The sequence below is a fragment of the Methanofastidiosum sp. genome (assembly GCA_013178285.1).
Classification (GTDB): Archaea; Methanobacteriota_B; Thermococci; order Methanofastidiosales; family Methanofastidiosaceae; genus Methanofastidiosum.
In genome coordinates, this window is record JABLXD010000030.1 from 1 (window position 1) to 22,055 (window position 22,055).

Annotated in this window: 28 protein-coding genes; 14 read left to right on the top strand and 14 right to left on the bottom strand. The window is 36.2% G+C overall.

Annotated elements, in window-relative coordinates; all coding sequences use genetic code 11:
* Positions 1–79: 79 nt before the first annotated feature.
* The gene (locus HPY60_08945) at positions 80–349 is read right to left on the bottom strand and encodes a hypothetical protein (GenBank protein NPV51305.1); all 270 of its coding nucleotides are present in this window, start codon (positions 347–349) and stop codon (positions 80–82) included.
* Positions 350–626: 277 nt separating this feature from the next.
* On the opposite strand from HPY60_08945, the gene HPY60_08950 reads away from it, so the two are divergent.
* Genes HPY60_08950 through HPY60_08960 form a run of 3 tightly spaced genes read left to right on the top strand, consistent with a single transcriptional unit; the run spans position 627 to position 2,259 of the window.
* Complete coding sequence (locus HPY60_08950) at positions 627–998, top strand: hypothetical protein (GenBank protein NPV51306.1); 372 nt, start codon at positions 627–629, stop codon at positions 996–998.
* 40 nt (positions 999–1,038) lie between these two features.
* Positions 1,039–1,737, top strand: coding sequence for a tetratricopeptide repeat protein (locus HPY60_08955; GenBank protein NPV51307.1), 699 nt, complete (start codon positions 1,039–1,041; stop codon positions 1,735–1,737).
* A gap of 30 nt (positions 1,738–1,767) precedes the next feature.
* Positions 1,768–2,259 (top strand): hypothetical protein, encoded by a 492-nt coding sequence (locus HPY60_08960; protein ID NPV51308.1) that lies wholly within the window; start codon positions 1,768–1,770, stop codon positions 2,257–2,259.
* Between the two features lie 35 nt (positions 2,260–2,294).
* Here HPY60_08960 and HPY60_08965 read toward each other — a convergent pair whose 3' ends face one another.
* On the bottom strand, positions 2,295–2,861 hold the full coding sequence (locus HPY60_08965) for a methyltransferase domain-containing protein (GenBank protein NPV51309.1): 567 nt from the start codon (positions 2,859–2,861) through the stop codon (positions 2,295–2,297).
* Between the two features lie 65 nt (positions 2,862–2,926).
* Positions 2,927–3,400 (bottom strand): hypothetical protein, encoded by a 474-nt coding sequence (locus HPY60_08970; protein ID NPV51310.1) that lies wholly within the window; start codon positions 3,398–3,400, stop codon positions 2,927–2,929.
* A 148-nt stretch (positions 3,401–3,548) separates the two neighbouring features.
* On the opposite strand from HPY60_08970, the gene HPY60_08975 reads away from it, so the two are divergent.
* Together HPY60_08975 and HPY60_08980 are read left to right on the top strand one after the other, a co-directional pair.
* Complete coding sequence (locus HPY60_08975) at positions 3,549–4,865, top strand: hypothetical protein (protein ID NPV51311.1); 1,317 nt, start codon at positions 3,549–3,551, stop codon at positions 4,863–4,865.
* 148 nt (positions 4,866–5,013) lie between these two features.
* On the top strand, positions 5,014–5,316 hold the full coding sequence (locus HPY60_08980) for a DUF1801 domain-containing protein (protein NPV51312.1): 303 nt from the start codon (positions 5,014–5,016) through the stop codon (positions 5,314–5,316).
* A gap of 8 nt (positions 5,317–5,324) precedes the next feature.
* Here HPY60_08980 and HPY60_08985 read toward each other — a convergent pair whose 3' ends face one another.
* From HPY60_08985 to HPY60_08995, 3 genes are all read right to left on the bottom strand, one after another.
* Positions 5,325–6,260 carry a hypothetical protein gene (locus HPY60_08985; GenBank protein NPV51313.1) on the bottom strand — a complete coding sequence of 312 codons (936 nt, stop codon included), beginning with the start codon at positions 6,258–6,260 and terminating at the stop codon, positions 5,325–5,327.
* Between the two features lie 63 nt (positions 6,261–6,323).
* Positions 6,324–7,199 carry a hypothetical protein gene (locus HPY60_08990; protein ID NPV51314.1) on the bottom strand — a complete coding sequence of 292 codons (876 nt, stop codon included), beginning with the start codon at positions 7,197–7,199 and terminating at the stop codon, positions 6,324–6,326.
* Positions 7,200–7,481: 282 nt separating this feature from the next.
* Complete coding sequence (locus tag HPY60_08995; GenBank protein ID NPV51315.1) at positions 7,482–8,102, bottom strand: DUF4405 domain-containing protein; 621 nt, start codon at positions 8,100–8,102, stop codon at positions 7,482–7,484.
* Positions 8,103–8,235: 133 nt separating this feature from the next.
* Between HPY60_08995 and HPY60_09000 the strand changes: the two genes are divergently transcribed.
* The 3 genes from HPY60_09000 (at position 8,236) to HPY60_09010 (ending at position 10,351) form a co-directional block, all read left to right on the top strand.
* On the top strand, positions 8,236–9,132 hold the full coding sequence (locus HPY60_09000; GenBank protein NPV51316.1) for a hypothetical protein: 897 nt from the start codon (positions 8,236–8,238) through the stop codon (positions 9,130–9,132).
* A 46-nt stretch (positions 9,133–9,178) separates the two neighbouring features.
* Entirely contained in the window at positions 9,179–9,367 is a 189-nt protein-coding gene (locus HPY60_09005) for a hypothetical protein (GenBank protein NPV51317.1), read from the top strand.
* A gap of 99 nt (positions 9,368–9,466) precedes the next feature.
* Positions 9,467–10,351 carry a hypothetical protein gene (locus tag HPY60_09010; protein ID NPV51318.1) on the top strand — a complete coding sequence of 295 codons (885 nt, stop codon included), beginning with the start codon at positions 9,467–9,469 and terminating at the stop codon, positions 10,349–10,351.
* A 68-nt stretch (positions 10,352–10,419) separates the two neighbouring features.
* Here HPY60_09010 and HPY60_09015 read toward each other — a convergent pair whose 3' ends face one another.
* Positions 10,420–11,568 carry a hypothetical protein gene (locus HPY60_09015; protein ID NPV51319.1) on the bottom strand — a complete coding sequence of 383 codons (1,149 nt, stop codon included), beginning with the start codon at positions 11,566–11,568 and terminating at the stop codon, positions 10,420–10,422.
* 181 nt (positions 11,569–11,749) lie between these two features.
* On the opposite strand from HPY60_09015, the gene HPY60_09020 reads away from it, so the two are divergent.
* Positions 11,750–12,784: a hypothetical protein gene (locus HPY60_09020; protein NPV51320.1), complete on the top strand. Its 1,035-nt coding sequence runs from the start codon at positions 11,750–11,752 to the stop codon at positions 12,782–12,784.
* Positions 12,785–12,828: 44 nt separating this feature from the next.
* Here HPY60_09020 and HPY60_09025 read toward each other — a convergent pair whose 3' ends face one another.
* From HPY60_09025 to HPY60_09035, 3 genes are all read right to left on the bottom strand, one after another.
* A complete protein-coding gene (locus tag HPY60_09025; GenBank protein ID NPV51321.1) occupies positions 12,829–13,458 on the bottom strand; it encodes a class I SAM-dependent methyltransferase in 630 nt (209 codons plus the stop codon).
* Between the two features lie 70 nt (positions 13,459–13,528).
* Positions 13,529–13,975, bottom strand: coding sequence for a GNAT family N-acetyltransferase (locus HPY60_09030; protein ID NPV51322.1), 447 nt, complete (start codon positions 13,973–13,975; stop codon positions 13,529–13,531).
* 121 nt (positions 13,976–14,096) lie between these two features.
* On the bottom strand, positions 14,097–14,396 hold the full coding sequence (locus tag HPY60_09035) for a hypothetical protein (protein NPV51323.1): 300 nt from the start codon (positions 14,394–14,396) through the stop codon (positions 14,097–14,099).
* Between the two features lie 211 nt (positions 14,397–14,607).
* Between HPY60_09035 and HPY60_09040 the strand changes: the two genes are divergently transcribed.
* The 3 genes from HPY60_09040 to HPY60_09050 all read left to right on the top strand — a co-directional run bounded on the left by HPY60_09040 (position 14,608) and on the right by HPY60_09050 (position 17,169).
* Positions 14,608–16,011, top strand: a complete 1,404-nt coding sequence (locus tag HPY60_09040; protein ID NPV51324.1) for a methyltransferase domain-containing protein — start codon at positions 14,608–14,610, stop codon at positions 16,009–16,011.
* Positions 16,012–16,173: 162 nt separating this feature from the next.
* Complete coding sequence (locus HPY60_09045) at positions 16,174–16,602, top strand: nuclear transport factor 2 family protein (protein NPV51325.1); 429 nt, start codon at positions 16,174–16,176, stop codon at positions 16,600–16,602.
* Between the two features lie 153 nt (positions 16,603–16,755).
* Positions 16,756–17,169, top strand: coding sequence for a hypothetical protein (locus HPY60_09050; protein ID NPV51326.1), 414 nt, complete (start codon positions 16,756–16,758; stop codon positions 17,167–17,169).
* Between the two features lie 46 nt (positions 17,170–17,215).
* Here HPY60_09050 and HPY60_09055 read toward each other — a convergent pair whose 3' ends face one another.
* Positions 17,216–17,413: a YwbE family protein gene (locus HPY60_09055; protein NPV51327.1), complete on the bottom strand. Its 198-nt coding sequence runs from the start codon at positions 17,411–17,413 to the stop codon at positions 17,216–17,218.
* Positions 17,414–17,632: 219 nt separating this feature from the next.
* Here HPY60_09055 and HPY60_09060 point away from each other — a divergent pair, with 219 nt between their 5' ends.
* The gene (locus tag HPY60_09060; GenBank protein NPV51328.1) at positions 17,633–18,415 is read left to right on the top strand and encodes a hypothetical protein; all 783 of its coding nucleotides are present in this window, start codon (positions 17,633–17,635) and stop codon (positions 18,413–18,415) included.
* A gap of 122 nt (positions 18,416–18,537) precedes the next feature.
* Entirely contained in the window at positions 18,538–19,572 is a 1,035-nt protein-coding gene (locus HPY60_09065) for a hypothetical protein (protein NPV51329.1), read from the top strand.
* Positions 19,573–19,680: 108 nt separating this feature from the next.
* Here the strand turns inward: HPY60_09065 and HPY60_09070 are convergent, their stop codons facing one another.
* The 3 genes from HPY60_09070 to HPY60_09080 all read right to left on the bottom strand — a co-directional run bounded on the left by HPY60_09070 (position 19,681) and on the right by HPY60_09080 (position 21,955).
* Entirely contained in the window at positions 19,681–20,616 is a 936-nt protein-coding gene (locus tag HPY60_09070; GenBank protein NPV51330.1) for an NAD(P)-dependent alcohol dehydrogenase, read from the bottom strand.
* Positions 20,617–20,729: 113 nt separating this feature from the next.
* The gene (locus HPY60_09075) at positions 20,730–21,308 is read right to left on the bottom strand and encodes a hypothetical protein (protein ID NPV51331.1); all 579 of its coding nucleotides are present in this window, start codon (positions 21,306–21,308) and stop codon (positions 20,730–20,732) included.
* A gap of 26 nt (positions 21,309–21,334) precedes the next feature.
* A complete protein-coding gene (locus tag HPY60_09080) occupies positions 21,335–21,955 on the bottom strand; it encodes a glutamine amidotransferase (protein ID NPV51332.1) in 621 nt (206 codons plus the stop codon).
* Positions 21,956–22,055: the final 100 nt, after the last annotated feature.

Genomic DNA, 22,055 nt, shown 5'->3' on the forward strand with positions numbered 1-22,055 from the left:
TTTAATTTTTTTATTTTTTCTTTATCATTGGAACAATAAACGCTGTACTTTTCCTATACTCCAGATATTGAGCCATATTCTACTCTTGCTCTAGGTCTATGTTTTTGGCATTCTGCTGAATAGAAATGAATAGTTTTTCAAATTCATGTGGTTTCAAACCATCCTCGTCACAGACATCATTTGAGCAGTAGTAGTTGCCGTCATATTCTGGTAGTTGAACCCATCCGTTTTGTTCATCCCAAACTTCTGCAAGATATCTGAATCTAATTCCTCCGCACTTCTTACACGGCTCGTCTTCAGAGATCAATGAAAGTCTGTACGTATATTCCGTTCCATCTCTTCCAGTCATGATTATGGTTTTTGTGTACGTTTCCACATATGCTTCTGTATCTAACTCCCACTTTTCCTCTTCATTTACAAACTCCATTTAATCCCCTTATATTATAGATTTTATTAGTTTATAAAAATATGGAAAAATAATTAGTTTTTGTCACAATAATATTCTTCTATAACCTTAAATACATGAATAATCCATACTGCTGATTGGAGGTAAAAATATGCCAGTTGTTGATGAATTCAAAGGTATTGTATCAAGGATACCTTCCAAGATTAGCGAAAAAAAGGGAATTTACGAGTTTGAAGTTGTCGTTGCTGAAAGGAAGGCCTTTCTTTCCAAGCAAAAGTTAGTTTATTCTGGGAAATTTAGGATTGATGAAGCAAACAAAGAAGTCAGATTCACAGAGATGTTAAAGGAATCCGGTGCCGGGATGTCTTCTGGGGGCCTTGATAGCGATATGAGCCCAGGTTTTGGTTTCAAGAAAGAGTCATATAATACCTTCTCAGGAGCTAGAGAAGGAAATATAGACGAACAGTCAAATCTATTTGGTAAGAAGTATCAGTATAATTTTGACTTTGGCGCCATAAGAAAGGAGTTTGAATCAAAGGCAAAACAAAACGGGTATAAATTTACTTACAAAGTTACTAGCGTTGGATTATAATTACATTGTATATTCTACTAAGAAGTCATGAGGAAGATTGATGATAGGAAAGTTTTGTCTGAATTGTGGGGCGGAAATACCTAGAGATTCAATTTATTGCCCAAAATGTGGGGCAGAATTTCAAAAAACTGGCCTACCGAAAGAAGAAACAAGTACCTATGGCAAAACAACCCAAAAAACGAAGATTAACCAAAAGATGATTTTAGGTGTTTTTGGGATTATAGCCTTGGTGGTAATAGCTGCATTTGTATTATCTTCTTTTTCTCCCAAAACTGTAACCTATGATAACGAAGGACAAAATTCTGCAGAGGTTGGCAATACATTAAGTGCAATGGATTATTACAATGAAGGCGTATCATTGTATGATCAAGGAAGATATGATGAAGCTATTATTAAATTTGAAAGAGCTTTAGAGATAGATCCAACAAATAAAGAGGCTTGGGCTTACAAAGGCATTTCTCTCGATGATATTGGAAGGTATTCTGATGCCTTGTTTTGTTATGACAAGGCAATTGCTATAGATCCTTACTATATTGTCCCTTGGTACAACAAAGGAATACTAATTGGAAATCAAGGCCAGTACTTAGATGCTATAACCTGCTTTGACAGGGTCATCTCTATTGATCCAAATGATGGCGGCGCATGGTACAATAAAGGGATCGCACTTGAGCTACTTGGTAGAAATGCAGAAGCTCAAGCTTGTTTTAACAAAGCAAAAGAGCTTGGGTATACAGGATAACGAATCTATAAAGCTTATGGTGAATATATTATGGACTCATTTGGCCAATACATGAACGAATATAGAAAAGAGATGAAGAAAGGCATAATAACTAAAGCTTACAAGGGATTGATGGAATATATCCTGGATCTTAGAACGCATTTCAAAAACAAATATCCCAACTATTTCGTTTCCGGGCTTTATTATGGATATATGGACATGACTTATTTTTCCTTTTCTCCGGACTCATTAAAGGAACGAAAGCTGAAGATTGCTATTGTTTTTATTCATGAAACAGCCAGATTTGAAGTATGGCTTAGTGGGCAAAATAAAGAGATTCAAAGGGAATACTGGAAGCTATTCAAAGAAAACAATTGGGATCAATATACAGTTGTACCCACTACAGAAGGTGTTGATTCTATTATTGAGCACGTTTTAGTTTCCAACCCAGATTTTAAGGATTTAGATATGCTGACAAAGGAAATTGAAGAAAGAACGTTAAAATTTATTGAAGATGTTGAGGTATTCTTGTCAAAATATTAAAATGGATCTATCCATAATCTCCCTTGAAAATTTTATTATTTTAGCCGGAATATCAGGAAGTTCTGTTCTGGAAGTATATTTGCATCTTTGATTAATTTAAATCCTGAGTTTTCAAGATCCTCTACCATAGTTTCTTTACTAGTTGAATGCCCCATCATCCGATGAAAGCTAAAGCCTTTGTTCCCAATATAATCGATTATAGCAACTCTTCCTCTAGGCTTTAACACCTTTTTTATCTCTGAAAAATATTCCACGCGATCTTTCAAATGATGGTAGACATTTCGCATGAAAATAAGGTCTATGCTACCCCCACTTATCTCAGGAATTTCTTTAGATATGTAAACTGTTTTAATGTTTGAAATGCCTCGGGAAGATTTAGTTTCTTCAATATAATCTAAAAACTCTTTGTTCGTGTCAGATGCATACACCATCCCATTTTTTCCAACTTTTTCAGCAAAAAGCAAACTAAAAAAACCACCACCTGAGCCTATGTCCAGTATACTTTCTCCTTCTTTTATTGATAGAATCTCAATTACTTCAAGAGGCTTGGATTTAGGATTTGAAGCCTTTCTATTAAACATCTCTGCTTTAAGATTCCCCAAAAAAATCGCCCCATATGCTGTGAATATAAATTCATCTAGTATATATAATTTACTTATCTTTATTTCTAACAGGTGTACTCTTCGATTATCCCATTGTATCCATTCGCAGCTTCGATTATAGGCCCTTTTACCGCCAATACAAAGGCTATGTTACTCCCCCTAATTGAGAGAAGTCTATCCCCGGGTTTAACACTGAATATTTCCATTGTGTGGGGAAATAATCTTATTATGCTCCCTGGATGTATCTTAGACCAAGAGTATAATCTTCCTTTATATTTTACACAATCCCCTTCATTTAATGAGTAATCGTATATCCCTGGATGCTCGTCAAATAAACCCTTTATGATTGATTTATTAATCAATGCACGACTAGAGACACAAAAACCACCTGACTTTTTGCTTCCTGAAAACAATATCACGTTTTTATCTGTGGAAAGACTGTACTCATTAAATGTCATTTCTGGGATCTTTATGTACCCTTCTGGATTTATTATAGACCAGCCAAATACAAATTTTCCGCCTTTTGATATTTGGGGCATTTTTATTCTCCCTGGAATTATTATGATTCTTAATATTAAAGGATGACGTATCCAAATCCTAGCTAATACCCTGACCAAAAGAGATAAATAAGATAATTAGTATAGATTATGCGACTACATTAGTAGTCACTATCCGGATAGTGAAAATATGAGAAAAATATTGGCCTTAATTTCAGTTTTGATTATGGGAATTGCCAGTGTGTCTATTGTGTCTTCTCAAAACCCGTGTTTAATTGGCACAACCCCTCCTTCTGACTGCCAAGAATGCATGATCAATTTTTGGTGTGGTGATATAACTGATCCAGTTGAAAAGCAAAGATGCATATATTATAATTCACTTGACGCTTTCTTAACATGTCAACAAAATTGGTTCCATCCTTACTGGATGGAGATATACAGTAATGAAGTAAAGGGATGCTACGCAAGGGATTTACTATGTTTCAATGCACCAATTGAACCTCGATGCCCCAGCATTTGTGAAGTAATTTGTGATACCAAAGAATGCTATGACGAATGCTGTGAGAGGGCAGATTGCTACCTCTACGGGGGGAAATTAGAACCTATTGGATATCCATATGGGGAGTCTCAGAATGATAAAATGGTATTAACTATCCCATCGTGCAACGAATCAAGGGCATTCTTTAAAAGCCCACCGCCATGTGGAACAATGTTTGAAACAGACTCTAGCGTTAGTGAAGCGCAAATACTCAATGATACTGAACCAACTTGTTGCTTCGACATGAGGGAATGTGGAAATGCCCCCTCACTTGGATGTGCTGTTCCATGCACAGGCTATAATATGCCTGCAAACTACAGATGCGATGTCAATGAATATGTCATTATGAAAATTATTAGCGGAGGCGGAGTTCTAATAAACGGTATGCCGTATGATTCATGTACAAGAGCTCCGAATGGGAACTCATGTTTTAATTGGATTATCTGGTACAATGGAAAGAAACCTTTTGAGTCAGCATATGGAGTTATGATGATCCAAGGAGTTCCAAGAACTATTACCATCGAAGGTGAAGGTACTTTAGAATTTAGTCTTGAGCAGAAGTGCTGTTACGACTGCACCCCGAAGCCATCGCTACCTTCTACAATTCTCTACCCAAAGGTAGACATAGAAACACTTTCGATAGCAGGAGGACCCACCATAATACAGGATGGTAAGATTCTTTCATCTCTCACAATCTCTCCGGGGGTCCAGCAAGCAATGATCCAAGTTGAGAACAGGGGATTCTTTACACAGAACGATTCGAGGGTCAGATTTGAAGGTTTACCTGAAGGGGTAAATGTATCTGTTTCTCCAGATTCTCAAAAGATAACGGCACACAACATCGGAACTTATTCTGCCACATTCACAGTAGGTCCAAACGTTCCATCAGGCACCTATAAAGTTACTTTGATAGCGTACTCCCCAAACGGCGTGTTTGATACAATGACAATAGACTTTGTCGTTCCCTAAATATAATTTTTTCTTTTTTTATATTCTATTTTTTATTTCCTTCTTTTTCCATATCCTTATATGTACAAAAATTATAAAGTGTAAGATAGAAATGCATCCTCAAATAAAAGAATATTTGGAGAAACAATCTCCAGATAGACGGAAAATAATGGAACGCTTACGCGAGATTCTAGTTGAAGCAGTCCCCAGTCTAAAAGAAAAAATGGAATATGGCGTAATGTGTTATGATGATCTGTACTACATTGCAAATCTCCCCAAACAAGTTAACATGGGATTTTCAATCATAGGATTGGCACCTGAAGAAGTTAAATTATTTCAAGGTGGGGGGAAGACCATGCGCCACTTGAAATTTGAAAATATTGATTCAATTGACGAAGAAGAGCTCGTTAAGGTCATCAATTTAGTGCGTGACAAAGCGTCTCCTGTCCATCCAAAAATAAGAAATAAATAAAATAAAATTTAAGGAACAACGAAATCAAATGTTATTCTATCAAAGACGCCATTTGGAGAAAATGCGACCATTGTAACTTGGTATGTGTCCGATGGAACATTTGAGCCTAATGTGAACGTTGCACTGTATGTAACTATGTTATGTGCATTTATTGTCTGTGTTTGAGGAGTAACATTTACAGTTACGCCTTGAGGAAGACCCTCAAATTTTACTCTAGAATCATTTTGTGTGAAGAACCCTCTATTTTCTACCTGCAGAAATACTTGCTGGCTACCGGGTGACATTTCGAATGCTGAAAGCACTTTGCCGTCTTTTATAACTGAAGGGCCTCCTGCAACATTGAAGCTCTCTATGTCGACCTTTGGGTATAGAATGGCAATAGGTGATGACTTCTTTACACAACTCCAGCAGCACTCTCTTTCTAGAATAACTCCAAACCCTTCCGAATTGAAATCTCCACTAGCGCTTATTGTAACTGAAGAAGGGAGCTGTTCAAAGGTACGGGGATCGGGGTCATATTCCTGGCTGTCGTGGAATAAAAATGGTATAGGGGATTTGTATTTAGATGTATTAAAATCTCTTCCATTAACTGTTATAGTGCCGGAACCGCTATAATATATCCAAAGCTCAAAAGATTCTTGAAATAGTTCACAGCGGTAATTGGAAAGCGTATACTCGCATTGCCCGAGATTAATGGGCGGCTCAACATTGCAATCAAGACATACCCCTGAAAAAGTAGCTGGCTTGGCTACGCATCTTTCTAGATTAAAGATATATGGGGTAAAAGTTATGTTCCCGATATTTTTTGGCCCAGATATGAGGAGCTCTCTATGGCAAGAGGAAATAGAATTTTCATAGATTTGAATATAGTTCCCATTGGCACAGAGCATCCCCACACCTGCCAATAATATACACGATAACAGAATAGGTAATATCTTTTTCATAAATAACACCATTTGTAATTAAGAAAAGATTCAAATATTTAAACATTTGCTTGTGTTGAAATATTATCTGTCCCGCATTAAGAGGAATCTTAAAAAAATGTTTATGTCTTTCGGCTTGATAAAAAAGGCAGGAACTTTCTTCTGGTAACTTTTATATGAATCCCCAAAACGCTGGATTAATTCTTTCTCCTCAACAAGATATATGTGAACATAAAATCCTAAAAGGAAAGTGAGAAATGATAAAAACGATAGAATGGTAAATGTGTGAAATGTTCCGCCAAGTGCTATGATGAGCATACTCGCGTAAGCTGGATGGCGGAGGACTGAATAGATTTCATTTTCTTGGATTCGGCTCTCTTCTGGAAAGTAGAGGTACACAACAGCCATGTAATCAACACCAAAGACTTGGATGGCCCGAGCACACATCATTAATCCAATTATTAGGAGGATAACAGCTAAGATTTCTGTGACATAGAAAATTACTGAGCCGACACCACCAAAGAAGCCCTCAAGTGATGTAGCCAGACTTTGAAGTGGGGATGATGCCCAGAAGGTCGGCGCATAAGAATAATATGGTATGTACTGATTGAATGCGATAGAAATCACCATTATTATTCCCGCAAAGCCAGAGAAAACTATCCGTTGGTATGAAGTGGGCCCATACCTCTCCTTCAAGCTATTCCGCCATAGCCACATCTGCCACACGAGGAATAATCCAGTAATCTCTAAAAGTAGAACTCCGAATAAAGGAAAAAATGAAAGGAGGATCATGCTCGTACCCGAAGTCATTAAGAGCTCAGGCAGGGTATCAAAGATAGTATAAATCAAAAAAGTTATAATAGAGATAAAGATTATGTAGAGCGGTATAACAGCTATTCTCTTACCCGAAAGGATGGGCAATTTTTCCCGAAATTTAACAAATCCTTTGATAATCACCAAACAACCTCATTAGTATATCTTAAAATTATTATAAAATAGTATCGACTTGTAATTAACGTCTATTTAAACAAATATTTAAATAATATTCCTCTTTTTTAGAGCCATATTAGATAAATTCGAAAGTCTTATATAAAATGAAAAATAGAATGTAATGATGAAAAAAATAATAGTTTTAGTATTGGGCCTTGTATTGGTAATAGTATCCCTTGGATGTACAGGAATTTAATTTTTATATATTTTTTTAAAGGTGGGGAAACTAAAAATGAATACTTAGATTTAGTTTTATCCTCTATCACAAAGCCCATCATTATTCTGGTCGGTCCACAATGGGCACGAAGGAGATCCGCAGTGGCGGTCTCTTGGACAGGTACCTGCCAATGAACTGTAATCTTCTTTTTCAACTACGACGTCTGCGGATACTATTTCTTGATTTTTTTCATCAGTCGCATATGCTATTAGTTCATCTTTATGTTCCAGTTCCGATATATTCTCTGATTGAACAATCACACTTTCAGAGAGATATATTGACATATTCAGAAGAACTAAAAGCCCTAGAATAAAGGATATATGCTTTTTATTTAACTTCTGTATTTCAAATTTTCCCAGAAATTTATTCTTTGTTATTGTTGTAAGCCATTTCAAATGTAACACGACATGAACAAATGCTAAGGCGCCCATGATCATGCCTGACCAATCATGTATATTTGATAATAACAAAATTGGTACTTTGGAATAGCTTAAACTGAGTTGGTCTATTAATCCGGGCCATTTTATTATACCGGTTGATATGCACAAAAGGGAGGATACTAGGATCCCCATATCAATCCAGTAATTTACCATAACCTTCTTCAATTGAACTACCTCATCTGGTAGTTCTTGAGGAGTTATAAAGACATTATGCAATTTAGTGCCCTAACAATGTGATAGAATAAAGGTACATGAAATTCCCGGTAAACTTATATCCCTTGAAAATAACTAGTAATGGAGGCATATGCTGAATAAAAAGATAATTGTCCTCTTATTGGGGATTTTACTGTTGATCTCTGTAATGGGCTGTGCAACTAAAGAGATTGAGTTAATTGACAGGGAAAGCAAGATCCCGCCAAACGCAGTAAAGGTCACGCCTGAAACAGATTTGAATCCCCCAAAATCTTACTCTTTAGACTATTATGATCCAGTTCCCTTGCCATACCCAATTAATACTAGAGGTGGTGAAGATTCTGCTTTTATACTACCAGAAGGGAAAACCCTCTACTTTTGGTTTACCCCTGATGTCAACATACCCGTTGAAAAACAACTTATCGATGGAGTAACTGGTATATACGTTTCACATAAATCTGGAGATACGTGGAGCAAGCCTGAAAGGATTATATTACAGGATCCTAGAAAACTGGCCTTAGACGGGTGCAGCTTTGTTAAGGATAATACAATGTTTTTCTGTTCTGCAAGAGAGGGGTACACGGGTATGAATTGGTTTACGGCTGAATTTGACCCATCGACCAGTAAATGGAAAAACTGGATGAAAGTCAATTTCCCCGAAAGTTATGAAGTTGGAGAGTTACACATCTACGGCGATGAGTTGTATTTCCATTCCGCCAGGGCAGGTGGAAAAGGTGGATTAGATCTCTGGGTCATGGAAAAAGATTCCAAAGGAGAATGGTCTGAGCCAAAAAACGTTACAAATGTCAATACTGCAAGAGACGAAGGGTGGCCTGTTATTTCCCCAGATGGAAAAGAATTGTGGATTAGTAGAGACTATGGCCTTTGGAGGTCAAAAAGGGTAAATGGAACATGGACAGAGCCTGAGCTTATAATCTCACCTCTCGCAGGGGAGGCTTCTATAGATGTTGACGGAAATGTCTATTTTACCCACCACTTCTATAAAGATGACAAGATGATTGAAGCAGATATCTATGTTGCGTATAAAAAATGAGTAGTAGATATTATTTTGAAAAATAACATTAGAAAACGTGGTTACAATGGATTGCATATTATGTAAGAAAGAAATCGAGGGATACGATCCAAAATTTAATCAATTGAAAATTAATGAATCCCATAGCGTAGACATATGTTTGGAATGTATCGATAAATTTCTTAAATGGCAACAAGCTGTGTTTGCAACTCTTTTCCCAACAAAAGCAGCCAAGAAGTGGGCTAGTAAGAAATAAGGGATTATAATCTGTTATTTTTAGTTAGCTTATCTATAAAATTCGATAACTTTATATAGTTTTTGGTAATTATTATTGATATCAAAATAAGTGATTACTATGAAAAAGAAATTTTCGATACTGATAACGTTATTAGTTTTTGGAAGCATTTTTGGAGTTACCTCCATTTTTGGTGAGGATCTTGATTTAGAGATTAAAGACTTCAATATCTATGGTTTTGATACAGAATATGGGCATATTTATGACGCAGAGAGCAAGGATGGATCCTTAACCGATACTTATTATGACTATGCTTTTATTTTATATGTAGATGGAGATGAATACGATGACGCATCAGACAATTACACGACCGAAGCTGACGGTAGAGAGTATGCCCTTGATACGGAAATCATGTCAGATCTTATCGTGTACAGAAAGGTTTACTTCCCTGAAGATCGTAACTGGATTAGATATCTTGAGATACTCCATAATCCCACAAGTTCCCCGATAACTGTTTACGTTGAAATCGACACCACTCTTGGCTCAGGCAGCGATACACGATGTGTAAAGACTTCAAGCGGTGATACTTTAGCAGATGTAAATGATTACTGGGTCGTATCTGATGACGAGTATGGCGGCAATACAAAATCTCGCCCTTCTCTTTCTCATGTATGGGACGGACCTGGCGGTGCTGACAGGATAGATTATCTAAGTGGATTAAATGATGAAAACGGCGATATGTATTACAGATGGGATGATGTTACTATAAATCCAGGGCAAACTGTTGTCCTAATGCATTTTGGAGGATTTGAAATGAACAATAATAATGCAATAGCGCTTGCAGAAGATCTATACAACTATAAAGATGACAAAATGAAATACGACCTCCAAGAAATTAATCAGATTATAAACTGGTCTCCCAGTAGATTAGCAAAAGCAGGAAATAAGCCATCACTTCCAATCGCCCAGATACTAAAAATCCTAAAGGGAAATCAAGAGAATTAATTTATTTTATTTTTATTTTACTACTAATAGTTTTGTTCATTTCTTTTTTGTAATCTTTATTAATATGATTATTTAATAAATATCCTCCCATCACCCTGTTCTATTGAAAAGGATTTTGCTTTTATGCCGGATGCTATGTCTGTATATTCTTCTTCGAAACTAACATTAGTATTAGAATAGGGCGAAGAAACGACAACTCCATTTTCAAATTCCCTCCAGTAGGCGTTATCCTTCTGGTAATATTTTCCCAAGGGGTTACCTAAGTTTAAATCATATTCTGGAAACCACCATGCCTGACCATGATCACGGGGACCAAAATCGTATGTAAAATAGGTATTGTCGTTTAGTAGGCTCAACGTTAGGCCAAGCCTCATTCTCTTCAAGTCTATATGTCCCGTATTTTCTGTATCAACTGCATAAATTACAATGTATTTGTCTTTACCTGCATCCAAACTCTCAACAAAAGTAACGCCCCAGCTGCCAAGAGCATTTTCTATGACATAACCGTCAAAATAACCTGTATATGAATCTATTTCAGAGAGATTTTTCCCCGAATTAAATATAACTAATTTATTTCCTTTATTTATTTTTTTAATCCGTTCCATAATTCGCTTGGTGCTTTCAATCCATTCTCGGTCGCTTATAACATCAGGGCAAGGGGACCATTCTGTAACCATGTCAATTACTATCCCGTCATGCTGTGGCTGACTTAGAGCTTTTTCATAAAAAGAGACTATAAGATCTGCCCATTGTTCACTTCTTGGATCCATAGCATAGATTTCACTCGTTCCAAATTCATCAGACCTCCACCCGAAAGCACACCTGCCTCCTTCTAAGTTGTGCAAATACATATCTTCAGTTAGTTCTATTGGAGCTTCTTTGCCATAATTGGCAACTGTAGTCAGAAAAGTCTTCCATTCATAGCTGTCATAGACCCAATTGACTGTCAATCCAGAAAGAAGAATTGCATTTGGATTTTTTGATTTGATTTTGTTAGCTTCCTCTTGGGTAATCCAACCAGTTATTACAAGATCAAAGGCTTTTTCACTATTAATTATCTCATCCTTTTTTGCCAAAAAGCTTGCGATCTTGGGGTATTTTATCAGTTCATTTTGCTCTTGTTCAGAAATAACAGAGTGCTCACTACAACCTGCTATAAGAAAGATTCCAATGAGTACTAATCCCAATATGGTCCCGACTATGGCTTTTCGTTTCATCTATGTCTCCTAAATTTATTGCTTACATAAAATATAATTTCCATAATTACAACTATCTAATATTTATATTTTCCGATTTTATAACGTTAGTAGAATTATTTGATTTAATTCAAGAATATACAAAATAGAAATCTTTATATGCCCAAATATTTCATTTTTTGCATCTATAATGGTGACAATTATGAAAAAAATATTAGTACTATTTATGATGGCTATTTTCATGCTTTCCACCATATCTGCTGTAATGGGGACAAAAGTTCTTTCTGAAGAGAGGATAACAACAAACACATCAGAGCAATATGATCCGGCCATATACGGCGACATCGTTGTCTGGGAGGACTATAGAAAAAGTAACTGGGACATCTACGGCTACAACCTGAAGACAAAGGAAGAGTTCCAGATAACAACAAACACATCAGGTCAATACGATCCGGCCATATACGGCGACATCGTTGTCTGGGATGACGATAGAAAAGGCAACTACGACATCTACGGCTACAACCTGAAGACAAAGGAAGAGTTCCAGATAACAACAAACACATCAGGCCAAGTTTATCCGGCCATATACGGCGACATAGTCGTCTGGCAAGACTATAGAAAAGGCAACTACGACATCTACTACTACAACCTGAAGACAAAGGAAGAGTTCCAGATAACAACAAACACATCAGAGCAATATGCTCCTGCTATATACGGCGACATAGTCGTCTGGCATGACTACAGAAAAGGCAACCCCGACATCTACGGCTACAACCTGAAGACAAAGGAAGAGTTCCAGATAACAACAGGCACATCAGGCCAAAGTGATCCGGCCATATACGGCGACATCGTTGTCTGGGATGACTATAGAAAAAGTAACTGGGACATCTACGGCTACAACCTGAAGACAAAGGAAGAGTTCCAGATAACAACAAACACATCAAGCCAAGTTTATCCGACCATATACGGCGACATAGTCGTCTGGCATGACACTAGAAAAGGCAATGCCGACATCTACGGCTACAACCTGAAGACAAAGGAAGAGTTCCAGATAACAACAGACACATCAGTCCAAGCTTATCCAGCCATATACTGTGACCGCGTAGTCTGGGAAGATTATAGAAATGTCGACTCCGACATCTACCTTGCATACCTAGACGTCGTATGCAGAGAATCAAAAAAGTCATTTCCAATGGATAAGTTCATGAAGATATTGGGACTCGGGCAAGAAGATTAATTTTATTTTTTCTTTTCAAACTTTTTTATATTTCAATTTTTATATTATTTCTTAATACCCTTAACGATCATGCCTTTTGGAACAACGTGCCCCTTCAAAGGGAGCCAAAATCCTTTAAAATATATGACAATTACCTCGCTAAATCCAGCTTCATTTAACATTTTTGTCATTTCACTGGCTGAGTACACTTTTAGATTCATTTGCTTAACATGTTTTGAGTGATCAAGCCCATCATCTTTGTTAAATGCCATTTCAATTACTAATCTGCCCCCAGGAGCCAATACCCTGTATATCTCTTTAAGTGATTTCACAGGCTCATCCCAAAAGAAAAATGTCTCAATTCCAACTACTGCGGAGAATTCATCGTTTCCCCAGGGTAAAGAAGACGCATCCCCCTTCTTAAATTCAGCTTTACCTGAATTAATGAGTTCTTTATTGATATCACTTGCTAGATTTACCATCTCTTGAGAACAGTCTAATCCAGCTATTCTTGCAACATGTGAAGCATACTTTTTTATAAACAATCCAGAGCCAAACCCTATTTCAAGGTATCTATCCTCTTCTTTAAGATCAAGCGCCTTTGCAGTATTTTTGTAAAAATCTTTATGTCCCCATGCCATGCTTCTAGCCAGTAATCTTCCAAAAGGCCCGGTAGGGTTTCTAAATTGCGACATTGTGATTTAATGTGGCTTTTTGTATATAAGAATAATGGGGAAATTTTTTTATAATATGTTTCAAATCACATCAGTTCTTTTTTAGCATTACCATGTCTTTGAGCTGCACCCCATTTTCATATATGGGGTTTGGGTAATTATCGATATAAAATCCTTTTTTTAGGCCAAATATCTCAAAACCTTCTTTCTGGTATAGGTGCAGCTGTTTAGTTGCTATATCTCCAGTCCCAATAATAATAGTCTTGAATCCTTTTGCCTTTGCCCTTAAAGAGGCGTCTCTTAGAAGTAGCGTACCTATGCCCCGACCTTGGTATTTTGTATCCACAGCGATATTTTTAATTTCGATAGTGTCATCACTTATTTTTTGAAGTACATAGACCGCTATAGTCTCGTTATCATTTTCAAATATGTAGATTTCAGAATCATTGATATACTTATCAATTGCCTCAATCGTTTCATCGGCTAGCAATAATAGCTTATAAGGGATTTCTTCATTTTTTTGAAGCTGTCTAATCATCTAACTCTCCTTTCATTCAACATTTTTGCGCATGGTAGGATACGATAGCCCATATGAGAGATTACTATGGCCTTATTCGGAGATGATTTTGAAAAAATAGGGGAAAATAATAAAATTTTTTTTAACAGTCCCCTACAAAGACCCCGGATCCCGGTTCTGTTCTTCTAGTAGTGTAGTAGTTCCAAAAGAGCTTTATCTCATTGTCTACCTCATACTGCTTTATCTGATCTATAAGGTTTAGAAATCCAGTTACCTCAAAAACTGTTATCCTTTGATTTGTCTTTGCGTCATACATCCCATATGATATAATGGGGCCACCCCTGCATAGCTCCCTCACTATGACTTCCTGCGATGCTGCACTTGCCATGCCTATTGATGCTAAAAATAGTATCAAAAAGACCATTAATGCGATCTTCTTCATATTCACCCTCCTTTCTATTATTTTTTGTCCAAATAGGATAGGGTTTCCATATATATAAAGATATAGAAAAAAATAGGGAAAATAGGGAAAAGGCATTTGTTCAAAAATCCCCCTATTCTTTCATCCAATTAGATAATTTTCTCTAATGGAAAGAATTATTAAAATGAAGAAATAATTTTGAATATCATTGAAATCACTAGGAGAGTAATAGATGAGGGGATATTGGAATAATCGATTTCTAAAAGAAAACGAAATCTGGGGAAAAATCCACAGTAACAGTGCAGAGTTGTGCCTTGAATATTTTTCTAGATTTAAGATAAAGAATATTCTAATTCCAGGGGTGGGCTATGGAAGAAATGCCCAATTCTTTGAAAAGAAAGGATTCATTGTAGAAGGGATAGAGATATCAGATCAAGCTATCAAAATAGCGAGAAACAACAGTTTGACTTTCCCAATATATGAAGGTAGCGTATTGGAAATGCCCTTTAACGATAAGAAATACGAGGGAATATATTGCTTTAATGTACTGCATCTGTTCAGACAGGAAGATAGAAAAGAGTTTATTGATAAATGCTATAATCAGTTAAATCCTGGCGGGATAATATTTTTTACTGTTTTTTCTGAAAATGAGCAATCATATGGCAAAGGTAAGAAGATTGAAGAAAACACATATGAAACTAAGCCTAATAGGCCAGTTCATTATTTTACAGATGAAGATCTAAGAAATCATTTCAATAAGTTCCTCATTTTGGATTCTGGGATTATGGAAGATCCCGAAAATCATGGAGAAGAAGGGCCCCACACACATATTATACGATACATAATTGCTCAAAAAAGGGTATACCATGAATTTAATGGAGAGAAGTATAAAATAGCTTCTAAGCATCAAAAGGAGTGGGGAACAAAAATAATTTCCAATCTAAAATTAAAAGATAACGAAGCGGTCCTCGATTTAGGATGTGGAGACGGGGCCTTAACAAAGCAGATAGCCTGTTTAGTTCCAAAGGGGAAAGTATTAGGAATCGATTCATCAGAAGGGATGATATCTACAGCGAAGGATTTAGAAGGGGGAAATCTTTCCTTTCAGAAGATGGATATAAATCTGATTTCATTTAGGGGTAGATTTGATCTCATATTTTCTAATGCCACCCTTCATTGGATTAAAGATCACAAGAAATTATTAGAGAATTGCTACAATGCTTTAAAACCCGGTGGCTCTATTCGTTTTAATTTTGCTGGTCAGGGCAACTGTTCAAACTTTTACAAAGTCATACAAGATATTATTTCAAATGAAAGGTACAAGGGATACTTTGAATCATTTGAATGGCCATGGTATATGCCGTCAATTGAAGAGTATAAAATCCTATTATGTGAAACGAATTTTAAAGAAATTGAGATATGGGAAGAGAATTCAGATAGGTACTTTGAGAATCAAGATGAAATGATTAGATGGATAGATCAGCCATCAATCGTTCCATTTCTAAGATTAGTTGATACTGATGATAAAGATAGATTTAGGAAAGAAGTCATTGAAAAAATGATTTGTAGTACAAAGCAGAAAGACGGCAGGTGCTTTGAAACATTCAGAAGAATAAACGTCTATGCAGTAAAATAATAAGTTATTTTTTTCCACATGATTACATTATCAGGGCCTAAAGATGGTCAAATACAATCAAGAAGATTAATTCTATTTTTTTATTCTTCTAATAAACGTTTTTTACATTTCAACTTAAGCAAATGTTTATATATTTGATAATTTAAAAATATAAGGATATTTATGAAAGATATAAAATTTCCAAAAGGAGAGGAGCCGTGGAATGAAGAGCAGGTCGATGCTTTACTTAGGATCGTTGAAGATATATTCCACAGAAAAGACCTTGATGCTTTAATCAACGGATTTACAGAAGATTGTATGTTTAGATTTGCCGAGCAGCCAGAGCAGCACGGTAGGGAAGCACTACGCCGATTATTTGAAGCACGTATGTCAAGGCAAAAAAATTACAGGCTTAAAAAAACTAATCTTGCACTTCAAGGCAATCGACTTGCCAATATATGGGTAGGAACATGGGAGGACAGTATTACTGGAAAGAAAATGGAAGGCCATGGAGTTGAAGTCTGGGTAATGCGTGATGGAATGATTGCAGAATGGGAAGCAGCTTTTAATGTCTGGGAAGCTGAAGGAGAAAGACGCTCTGCTGTAATGTAAAATATATTTAATTTTTATCATTTCAATAAGTGCTTCTTATATGATTTAACTCAATAAACTATATTATTGGAAACTAAAACCTTCAACTGTTATTCAACAATAGACAATCTTATATAGTTTTTAAGAAAAATGTATTCTAACTAGGTGATTATTATGAAAAAACTATATGCAATTGTTATATCCTTGCTGTTTGTAGTAAGTGTTTGTGGAATTGCATCTCTAGCTGCCACTTGTACTGAAGGCTGTGGCCCAACTTGCTCATGTAGTGCAACAAACTACCACATAGACAAAACTTTGATCACAGTTGGAGAGACGTTCACATTTTCAAAAAATAATCTATGTACGTACAATGAAAGTGCGACGCCAGGTTCAGTTGACCAGACAATACAATTTGTCAGTGGATACACAGAAGGTGGATGGAGTACTGCAACATTCAGAGCAATAAGCCCGGGAATAGTTACATTCACAAATGCAAATTGTGGGGGAGCTGTTACAGTAAAAATACTTCCCAAGTCAACTCCAATGGATAAGTTCATGAAGATACTTGGATTCGGACAAAAAGATTAATTTTTAATTTTCTTTTCAAACTTTTTATATTTCACTTTGATAAGATTTATTTTTGGCATATTTCTTTTACTCGTCCTACTTCGCCACTTGTCAGTCTAACTTTTATCCCATGGGGGTGGTTACTAGAATTTGTAAGTATGTCTTTTACAATGCCTTTAGTTAGTTTTCCAGAACGCTGATCTTGTTTCAATACAATTGAAACTTGCATCCCCGCTCTTATATCGCTTCTAGTTTTTCCATCCATAACTAATTTCCCCATTTATTGAATATAGTTATATGGAGTGGATATTAAGGCGGCTTATAAGGCTTGAGGCCTTAAGAGAATAAATGCCGCCTTAAAGAAAGAGCAGTCTATTTAATGAATATACTAACATCGCCCCTTTTCTATCGCCCTATCGGCAAAATCCGATAAATTTATATATTATTAGTAATTATTGTCAATGTATAATACTGGTGATTAATTATGAAAAAATATTTATCCGTATTGATAAGCCTGTTATTTATTTTAAGTTTTTTTGGCATTGCTTCAATCTTAGCCGCAACTGGCGGACCAGACAACTTTGGATACACATTTATTGATTCAAATGACGATCCGCTACTTCAATCATACTACCCTTGGATTGAAATAAAAGGTATTGGAGCTCCTGCGACATATTCGTATTGCTTAATCGGTAATTGTGACGATTGTTATAAAATTGATGTGCCTCTTGGATTCAACTTCAATTATTACGGCACCAATTACAACAAGGTCAACATCATGTCAAATGGATGGATAAATTTTAACGTCCCTGGGATTTGGTTTCAAACTACTACTTTTCCCCATAATGACCCTTACATAGATCCCATATCCGTTTACGGGCGGGATTTATATCCTTGCTGTAATGACAGCTTTGTATACTATGCAACCGTAATGAGGGGGGGAAGAAGAGTTTTTGTTGTGGAGTATTACCAAGTGCCCGATTGTTGTGGGTGTGGTGAGACATATGAAAGACATACCTTCCAGGTACAGCTTTATGAAGGATTGAATAACATAGTTTTCGTATACAAGACTACTTCTGGAGATGCGGCCTTTATTGGAATCGAAGGAAAGGATCAGACAGATGGCCTTACATACATGGCCGTTGGTGATCCTGGTGATGGAACTGTAGTCTTATTTCGATATCCCGGTTCTCCACAATACCCGCCACAAAAGCAGATTCCCATAACACAGATACTGAAGATTCTGAAAGAAAATCAGGAAGACTAATTCTATTTTTTTATTCTTTTCAAACCTTAAGTATAATTATAAAATTTAACTTAATAATATATAACATAGAAATCTTTATATAAATAAATCTTCTACTTTTTGCATCTATATCGGTGTTTATTATGAAAAAAATACTCGTAATATTTATGATGTCTATTTTCTTGCTTTCCACTATATCCGCTGTAATGGGGACACAAGTTCTTTCTGAAGAAAGATTAACTACAGACTCATCAGGCCAATATACTCCTGCAATATACGGCGACATCGTCGTCTGGACGGATTATAGAAACAACAACTGGGACATCTACAGCTACAACTTAAAGACCAAGCAAGATTTCCAGATAACAACAGACACATCAAGCCAAGAGTATCCGGCAATATACGGCGACATCGTCGTCTGGACGGATTATAGAATGGGAGAATCTGACATCTACGGTTACAATTTAAGGACTGGGCAAGAATTGCCGCCTATATGTACATATGCAGGTAATCAGATGAATCCTGCAATATACGGCGACATAGTGGTCTGGACGGATTATAGAAACAACAACTGGGACATCTACGGCTACAATTTAAAGACAGGGGAAAATCTTTCCATCTGTACATATGCAGGTTATCAGATGTATCCGGCCATATACGGCGACATCGTCGTCTGGACGGATTATAGAATGGGAACATCTGACATCTACGGCTACAATTTAAAGACAGGGGAAAATCTTTCCATATGTACCCATGCAGGTACTCAGGCAAATCCTGCAATATACGGCGACATAGTTGTCTGGCAGGATTATAGAAACGGAACATCTGACATCTACGGCTACAATTTAAAGACAGGGGAAGGGTTCCAGATAAGAACGGACACATCGGGCCAATATGGTCTGGCCATATACGGCGACATCGTCGTCTGGTATGAGAGTGGAAACAGTGGTTGGGACCTCTACGGTTACAATCTAAGGACAGGACAAGAGTTTCCTATATGCACAGCTGCTAATGACCAGATGGCACCTTCAATATACTGTGACCGCGTAGTCTGGGAAGATTGGAGAAATATCAACGCCGACATCTATCTTGCATACCTTGATGTTTCATGCGGATCAAAAAAGTCATTTCCAATGCAACAGTTCATGAAGATACTGGGGCTCGGGCAACAAGATTAAATTATTTATTTTTTCACTTTCATTCCTTTCCTAACATATCCTTATGGGCATATGTTTGAGAATTGCCATTTTTTGCTTTTTTTAAGGATATCCCTTATGGCTTTTATTTTAATGACTTATAGTTATAGCTACTCCTCCCTTTTTATGCCCCGTTTCAACATACCTATGCGCTTCAACTATTTCTTCGAGAGGGTATATTTTATCAACTATAGGTTTTATCTTTCCATTTTCAATTAAGCTGGTCAATAAATCTAATCTCTTTGAACTTAATTTCAGAGCGCCATTATCAATTGATACATATTTCCCATCTTTTAATAAGGCCTTTTTACAATTATCTTTGAGTTTTGAAGTTTTTATTTTCCCAACAGAATCTAAAATGAAGTCAAATTTAGTATTTTCATCCAAAGTATCTGTAGTTGTATAATCAATTACCTTATCGGCCCCAAGTGACTTAACTAAGTCTAAATGTTTACCACTGCACACTGCTGTAACTTTTGCACCTAAATATTTCCCGTATTGGACTGCAATAGTGCCGGAAGTACCAGATGCCCCATATATCAGAATACTTTGTTTTGCTATAATATCGCCCATATCCATGAATTGAATGGCCAAGGAACCTCCATAAGCTGCTGAAGTTGCTTCTTCAAAAGAAATATTTTTTGGTTTAATAGATACGCATCCAGTAGTAGAATCCGTTTCTTTAATACATGTATACTCAGCATAAGCACCTAAATTAAATCCGGCCATTCCATAAACTTCATCCCCTGGAGAAAATCTTTTAATTTCTTTTCCTGCCGATTTTACTATGCCAGAAAAAACTAGGCCAATAATTGGCTTTCTGGGTTTAAATATTCCCATCATTAATCTCATTGGAATTTTAAATCTTATAGGAATATTAGAGCTCCTAATGAAAATATCGCTTGCCGTAACGGCCGATGCCTTGATTTGTATAAGCATTTCATTTTCTTTTGGAATAGGTTTATTTACTTCTTTTAGTTGGAGTACCTCAGGTGGCCCATATTTATTGCATATTACTGCTTTCATCTTATTTTGTTTCATATTACTTCCCCAAGCATTTTGCACAGCTTATCAATTTTAGCTATTTAATACTATCTAGGTATAATACTCAAAGAATTATTAGAATATTTTTATACGAATTAAAGTTTATTCCCATACATTTTTTCTAGTATAGGCAGGGCTTTTCTAGCTACGCTGTTTTCTGCATCGTCTTTACTATTGCACAGCTCCCCTGTTATCTTTTCTCCGTTTATCTTTAGTGTAGAATAAAATGTAGGCCTATTATCTGATTCAGCTCTAACTGTAGTGTATGTGGGGCGCTTAATTTTCAATTTGTCAAAAATCTCTTTTACCTTGGTGACGTAGTCATCATAATCCTCGATATTTATGGAGCCATAGAGTGGGATAATCTCTTTTTCTATAATCCTTTTGACTGTTTCAAATCCTTCTTCTAGGTAGATTGCGCCAATTACTCCTTCTAGTTTTTCACCAGAGTCGATATGGCATTTTTTTGAAATAATATCTAGAACTTGCCTACTCTCCATGATCTTCTTTTTATTTGTAATATCGCCTGGATCGCTTAGACCTTCATTGATTAGATGTTCAATAATTACCGTGCTTAATACAGAATCCCCTAGTGTTCGAAATGACCTATCTGCCAGGGCCTTTTCCAATAAATCAGTTGTGAACTTATAGCCAAAGAGAGTTTCTTTATCCATTTGATTACTCTTTTGTTGTCCTGTTACTATTGATTTAATGACTCCATTAAATTATAAAAATACTTTGCTTCTTTTGTTTTGTATAATTGATACCAGGCCTCTAGAGTTTCTGTTTTCATTACTTTTGTCTTTTTGAATATTTCATATGAAAATTCCAAGGGAGCAATACCCGAAGCTGTTATCAGGTTATTATCTGTAACTGCTGGCTGATTCAAATAATAACTCTCTCCTGTGTATTCGGGACAAGTTATTTTTAGATATCCCAGATCATTGCTAGTGTGTTTTCTATCGTTCAATAATCCATTTTTTGCCAGAGCGATAGTTCCACCGCAAATTGCCGCAACTATCACTTTCTTATTTATGATATCAGAAACAATATCTATTATTCTTTGATTGTCCTTATCCATCCAGGTATTTGCACCAGGCAAAATGAGTATATCGCCCTCACTAAATTTGATATTATCAACACATTCTTCAGGCACTATGCTAAGTCCGCCCATTGTTTTTATCGGATCTGTCGTATTCCCTATTTTAATTAAAGAAACTGTTTTAGTTTTATCTAAATATCTACCACTGTTTAATTCGGCCGTGATAAATCCGATTTCCCAATCTGATAAAGTGTTTAATACATATAAGTATGCTTTCATAGTTATTTTTCTCTATTAATCAATATATAGTTTTCCTTTATCCATTTTTATCGCCAAATATTTTTTCCAAATATTTATATATGCAAAAGTCAAAACTAAA

Coding starts and splice junctions, on each gene's coding strand:
- HPY60_08945 (NPV51305.1), bottom strand. CDS start 349: ATGACTGGAAGAGATGGAACGGAATATACGTACAGACTTTCATTGATC.
- HPY60_08955 (NPV51307.1), top strand. CDS start 1,039: ATGATAGGAAAGTTTTGTCTGAATTGTGGGGCGGAAATACCTAGAGAT.
- HPY60_08960 (NPV51308.1), top strand. CDS start 1,768: ATGGACTCATTTGGCCAATACATGAACGAATATAGAAAAGAGATGAAG.
- HPY60_08970 (NPV51310.1), bottom strand. CDS start 3,400: ATGCCCCAAATATCAAAAGGCGGAAAATTTGTATTTGGCTGGTCTATA.
- HPY60_08975 (NPV51311.1), top strand. CDS start 3,549: ATGAGAAAAATATTGGCCTTAATTTCAGTTTTGATTATGGGAATTGCC.
- HPY60_08980 (NPV51312.1), top strand. CDS start 5,014: ATGGAACGCTTACGCGAGATTCTAGTTGAAGCAGTCCCCAGTCTAAAA.
- HPY60_08985 (NPV51313.1), bottom strand. CDS start 6,260: ATGAAAAAGATATTACCTATTCTGTTATCGTGTATATTATTGGCAGGT.
- HPY60_09005 (NPV51317.1), top strand. CDS start 9,179: ATGGATTGCATATTATGTAAGAAAGAAATCGAGGGATACGATCCAAAA.
- HPY60_09010 (NPV51318.1), top strand. CDS start 9,467: ATGAAAAAGAAATTTTCGATACTGATAACGTTATTAGTTTTTGGAAGC.
- HPY60_09015 (NPV51319.1), bottom strand. CDS start 11,568: ATGAAACGAAAAGCCATAGTCGGGACCATATTGGGATTAGTACTCATT.
- HPY60_09020 (NPV51320.1), top strand. CDS start 11,750: ATGAAAAAAATATTAGTACTATTTATGATGGCTATTTTCATGCTTTCC.
- HPY60_09025 (NPV51321.1), bottom strand. CDS start 13,458: ATGTCGCAATTTAGAAACCCTACCGGGCCTTTTGGAAGATTACTGGCT.
- HPY60_09030 (NPV51322.1), bottom strand. CDS start 13,975: ATGATTAGACAGCTTCAAAAAAATGAAGAAATCCCTTATAAGCTATTA.
- HPY60_09035 (NPV51323.1), bottom strand. CDS start 14,396: ATGAAGAAGATCGCATTAATGGTCTTTTTGATACTATTTTTAGCATCA.
- HPY60_09040 (NPV51324.1), top strand. CDS start 14,608: ATGAGGGGATATTGGAATAATCGATTTCTAAAAGAAAACGAAATCTGG.
- HPY60_09045 (NPV51325.1), top strand. CDS start 16,174: ATGAAAGATATAAAATTTCCAAAAGGAGAGGAGCCGTGGAATGAAGAG.
- HPY60_09050 (NPV51326.1), top strand. CDS start 16,756: ATGAAAAAACTATATGCAATTGTTATATCCTTGCTGTTTGTAGTAAGT.
- HPY60_09055 (NPV51327.1), bottom strand. CDS start 17,413: ATGGATGGAAAAACTAGAAGCGATATAAGAGCGGGGATGCAAGTTTCA.
- HPY60_09060 (NPV51328.1), top strand. CDS start 17,633: ATGAAAAAATATTTATCCGTATTGATAAGCCTGTTATTTATTTTAAGT.
- HPY60_09065 (NPV51329.1), top strand. CDS start 18,538: ATGAAAAAAATACTCGTAATATTTATGATGTCTATTTTCTTGCTTTCC.
- HPY60_09070 (NPV51330.1), bottom strand. CDS start 20,616: ATGAAAGCAGTAATATGCAATAAATATGGGCCACCTGAGGTACTCCAA.
- HPY60_09075 (NPV51331.1), bottom strand. CDS start 21,308: ATGGATAAAGAAACTCTCTTTGGCTATAAGTTCACAACTGATTTATTG.
- HPY60_09080 (NPV51332.1), bottom strand. CDS start 21,955: ATGAAAGCATACTTATATGTATTAAACACTTTATCAGATTGGGAAATC.